Origin of the sequence: Mucilaginibacter sp. (assembly GCF_039935595.1) — a bacterium.
In the GTDB taxonomy this organism is placed as follows: Bacteria; Bacteroidota; Bacteroidia; order Sphingobacteriales; family Sphingobacteriaceae; genus Mucilaginibacter.
In genome coordinates this window covers 1-4,571 of record NZ_JBDTJZ010000097.1, presented here as the reverse complement: position 1 = coordinate 4,571, position 4,571 = coordinate 1, and the positions used below count along the sequence as shown (strand labels likewise).

General features: G+C 40.9%; 5 protein-coding genes. 3 read left to right on the top strand and 2 right to left on the bottom strand.

Annotated elements, in window-relative coordinates:
- Positions 1-53 precede the first annotated feature (53 nt).
- Positions 54-908, bottom strand: coding sequence for a tetratricopeptide repeat protein (locus tag ABI367_RS06550; RefSeq protein WP_462227049.1), 855 nt, complete (start codon positions 906-908; stop codon positions 54-56).
- A gap of 17 nt (positions 909-925) precedes the next feature.
- Entirely contained in the window at positions 926-1,219 is a 294-nt protein-coding gene (locus tag ABI367_RS06545; protein WP_462227047.1) for an HU family DNA-binding protein, read from the bottom strand.
- A 175-nt stretch (positions 1,220-1,394) separates the two neighbouring features.
- Here ABI367_RS06545 and mutY point away from each other — a divergent pair, with 175 nt between their 5' ends.
- From mutY to ABI367_RS06530, 3 genes are all read left to right on the top strand, one after another.
- On the top strand, positions 1,395-2,438 hold the full coding sequence (mutY, locus tag ABI367_RS06540) for an A/G-specific adenine glycosylase (protein WP_462227045.1): 1,044 nt from the start codon (positions 1,395-1,397) through the stop codon (positions 2,436-2,438).
- A gap of 25 nt (positions 2,439-2,463) precedes the next feature.
- Positions 2,464-2,883 carry a single-stranded DNA-binding protein gene (locus ABI367_RS06535; RefSeq protein ID WP_462227044.1) on the top strand — a complete coding sequence of 140 codons (420 nt, stop codon included), beginning with the start codon at positions 2,464-2,466 and terminating at the stop codon, positions 2,881-2,883.
- Between the two features lie 168 nt (positions 2,884-3,051).
- Positions 3,052-4,571: serine hydrolase (locus tag ABI367_RS06530; RefSeq protein WP_462227042.1), on the top strand; the 1,520-nt coding region annotated here is incomplete at its 3' end.

Sequence of the window (4,571 nt, the reverse complement as noted above, 5' to 3'; positions counted from 1 at the left end):
TTTGTGTCTCTTACGTTTTTTACCGCTTGGCATAATACTAATTTTTTAATGTGTTAATTTTTTAATTCCTTAATATACTGATCAATACGCTGACCGAAAACAGGGTCGGGCATTAATTCTTTGCATTTTTGGTAGGCCGCTATAGCCTCTTTTTTACGGCCCAGTTGTTTATAGCTTTCGGCCAGGTAAAAATAGGGTTCAAAATCAGGTTTCTGATCTATCACTATTTTTAATCGCTCTATAGCTTTTTCATACTGCCCCGATTTAATGGAGAACATACCTAAATTTAGGTTTGCATTCCTGTTCTTAGGGTCCAGCTTAACAACTTCAAGCAATAAGGCAATGCCTTGCATGGGGGTTGCGCCGCCGTTAACATACGCTGTGCCTAAACCGGTTTTGGCCTCAAGGCTGGCTGGTTTAAGCTTCAAAGCATTTTGAAATGCTTCAACCGCGTTTAAGGTATATACCGGCTGTGCCGATGTATCCTGTGTAAGCTTATAGGCATCATTAAAACGGTTACCCGCGTTTAACCAGTCGTCAAGCTTGTTTTCATTACGGGCAACTGTTTGGTAATAAAAAGCTGCCGGCGCGGGTTGGTTAACATCGTCCCAGGCTGCTGCTAATTGCTTTTGCAGCGTTAGTTTGCTTCCGCCGGTTGCCCGGCCCAGTTGCGTTTCAAGTTCATTTATATTGGCTGCTAAGCTTGCGCCTATGGCTGCTTTTGCTGTCTCTGAAACGGTAGCAACGGTTACATTTGCCGATGGGTGGCTGCTGCCGTTAGTGCCCCCGGCTACACCGCTGTTTGCCTGTGTTTCCTTTGGTTTTACCAACCCCTTAACGGGCAATGAATACAAATAGCCCATTACGGCAACTACCGCTACAATTACAACTATTTGCTTTTTATTCATTGATTTATATTATTTGGTTATTTTTTTGCTTTGTTACCTGTTCTTACTTTTTCAACAAAAGTTTTAGCGGGTTTAAAGCTTGGTACAAAGTGTTCGGGTATTATTATTGCCGTATTTTTTGAAATATTACGCGCTGTTTTTTTGGCTCTCTTTTTTACAACAAAGCTTCCGAAACCTCTTACATAAACGTTTTCACCTTCAACCATTGAGCTTTTTACCACTTTAAAAAATGCCTCAACAGTTTCCTGCACGCTAACTTTCTCGATGCCTGTTTTTGATGAGATCTCAGTTATAATTTCTGCCTTAGTCATATTCGTTTTTACTTTATTTATATTCTATTTATATATAATTACTTAACTGTTTTGGGGTTGCAAAAGTATCGCTTTATTCGCAAAGAGCGAAATAAATAACGTGTTTTTTTTGTTTCCATTTAAAACAGAGGTAAAATACCGACATTTTGCTCATATATCCCTTATTTTTGGCGATATGGACTTTGCCAACGAACTGATACAATGGTACAATAATAATAAACGCGACCTGCCCTGGCGCAACACTACCAATGCCTACCTGATATGGCTTTCGGAGATTATTTTGCAGCAAACCCGGGTTGATCAAGGGTTGCCTTATTATTATCGCTTTGCCGAAAAATATCCCGATGTAAATAGCTTCGCCAACGCGGCCGAAGACGATATATTAAAATTATGGCAGGGCTTGGGCTATTATTCAAGAGGACGCAATATGCTTAAAACCGCCAGGATCATACAAACGCAATATAACGGGGTTTTCCCAACGGCTTATGATGAACTGATAAAGCTTAAAGGGATAGGCCAGTATACTGCTGCCGCTATTTCTTCTTTCTCGGCCAATGAGGCCAAAGCTGTGGTTGATGGTAATGTGTACCGGGTTATTGCGCGTTATTTTGGTATAGATGAGGCGATAAACAGCACAACAGGCAAAAAAAAGTTCCAGGCCATTGCCGACGAGCTTCTTAACAAACAGTATCCTGCCCTGCATAACCAGGCCATGATGGAGTTTGGTGCAATAATATGCAAACCTAAAAACCCGGCCTGTGGCATTTGCCCGGTGCGAACCGGGTGCTATGCTTTTATTAATAACGCTACAACCACGTTGCCCGTTAAATTAAAAACCGTGAAAGTAAAAGAGCGGTATTTAAACTATTTTTTAATTACTGATGGCGATAGTATATTAATGAATAAAAGGGATGATAATGATATTTGGGCAAATATGTATGATTTGCCTATGATAGAAACCCATCAAATGTTGCCTGTTGATGAATTAATGGGTTTGCCCCAAACCGTTGAATATTTTGGCCCGCAGGCAGTAGTTGCAGAAAGCTTACCCCTTATAAAACATATACTTACACACCAGCGGCTGCATGTACGGTTTATAAAGCTTGCCGAAAACCCCATTAAACTAAAGGCGCAATGGATTTTCATAGAAGTAATAAATTTAAAAAAATTAGCGTTACCTAAAGTAATTTTTATATTTTTAGATAATTTTTTAAATTAGAAATAAATATTCCCCGTTTTAAACTATGTCTGGAATTAATAAAGTAATACTGGTAGGGCACCTGGGTAAAGATCCCGAAGTGCGCTACTTAGAGGGTGGTGTTTCTGTTGCAAGCTTTCCGCTGGCTACTACCGAAACCTATAATAAAGATGGCCGTAAAGTTGAACAAACCGAATGGCATAACATTGTACTTTGGCGCAGCCTGGCTGATGTTGCCGCCAAATTTTTACAAAAGGGTAAGTTGGTTTACATTGAAGGAAAGTTACGCACCCGGTCATTCGAAGATAAAGAGGGCGTAAAAAAATACACAACCGAAATTGTTGCCGAAAACTTTACCATGCTGGGGCGTAAAACCGATTTTGAATCAGATATCTCTAAATCTGGTATAAAGTCTAACCCATTTGCGGATATGGCGGGTTCGACTGATGATATAATTTCCTATTAATATTTTAAAACTATATGGTGATAGCCTGCCGGTTGATGGCAGGCTTTTTTCGTTGGTTGTATTTAGACGATATTACTTTAAATTAAAAATTAAGCCATTATTGATCTTTTCGCAATAATTTGCCGAACAAAGCGTACTAAATTTGTTTAATACAATATGGTTATCCGCATGAAAAAGGTATTTACCCTGGTAATTGGCTGCATTTTATTGATCACCACCACCTACGCGCAGGATGCAGACCGCAGCTTGTTTATTAGGGATAGCCTTGACGTTTACATAAACCGCGCATTAACCAACTGGCGTGTGCCTGGTATGGCAATTTGTATTGTAAAGGATAATAAGGTAGTAGTAATGAAAGGCTATGGCACCAAAGAGTTGGGCCTGCCGGCGCGTATTGACGAGAATACTTTGTTTATGATTGGCAGTAATACCAAAGCTTTTACAGGCACTGCTCTGGCTTTATTAGAGGCAAGCAACCGTCTGTCATTAAATGATAATGTAACCAAATATATTCCCGGTTTTAAATTGGATAATAAAGCGGCGGGCGAACAGGCAATCATCAGCGATCTGTTATCGCACCGTATAGGTTTTAAAACCTTTCAGGGCGATTTTACCTTTTATAATACTGATCTGTCACGCCAGCAAATAATTGAAAAAATGGCACATATCAAAGCGGCTTACCCGTTTCGCACCCAATGGGGCTATACCAATTCGGCATTTATGGTTGCAGGAGAGATCATTCCGAAAGTAACCGGCAGGACATGGGAAGCTTATATCAGGGATAATATACTTGCACCACTTGGTATGATGAATACCCTTACGCTTACAGCGGATATGCCGGCATCACTTAACCGCACCGTACCGCATACCCTGGTTGATGGGCGGCTTACCCCAATACCGTATGCACAACTGGATAATATGGCAGCAGCAATGGGCATCAGTTCGTCTGTAAACGATATGAGTAAATGGGTGCTGGCCTTATTAAACGATGGTAAGGTGGGGGCCAGGCAGGTAATTCCGGCAGCGGCTATAAACGCTACACGCAAACCACAGGATGTTGTAGGAATGGTAACCTATCCTAACGGCGAAACAGATTACAGGTTATATGGTCTGGGCTGGTTTTTGCAGGACTATGCCGGCCGGCATTTAGTTACCCATGATGGTGCTGTTAACGGGTACCTTTCGTCAGTTACGCTGGTGCCCCAGGAACATTTAGGAATTGTGATACTAACCAATACAGACCAGAACCAGTTGTACGATGCCTTGCGTTGGCAAATTTTGGATGCTTATTTTAAACTTCCCTATCAAAATTATAGTGATATCGAATTAAATAAGTTTAAAGCCAATGAGGCAAAAACTCAGGCAATAAACCGCGAGTTACGCGACTCGGCAGCATTGAATTTGCAACCAGCCTTACCAATAATTAATTATATAGGTAAATACCGTAATGATGTTTACGGCACAATTACCATAACCCGCGGTGAGCTAAATAACCTGGAAATGCGTTTTGAGCATCACCCTAAAATGTATGTATTGCTGCAGTCGCTTGGTGGGAATAGGTTTTATGCTACGTTTTCTGATCCGGTGTACGGAAAAGCGGTTTTCCCTTTTATTTTTCAAAATGGAAGGATTACCAGCGTGCAGGTTAAAGTGGATGATGAGATTGAGCGCGACCCTTATATTTTTAC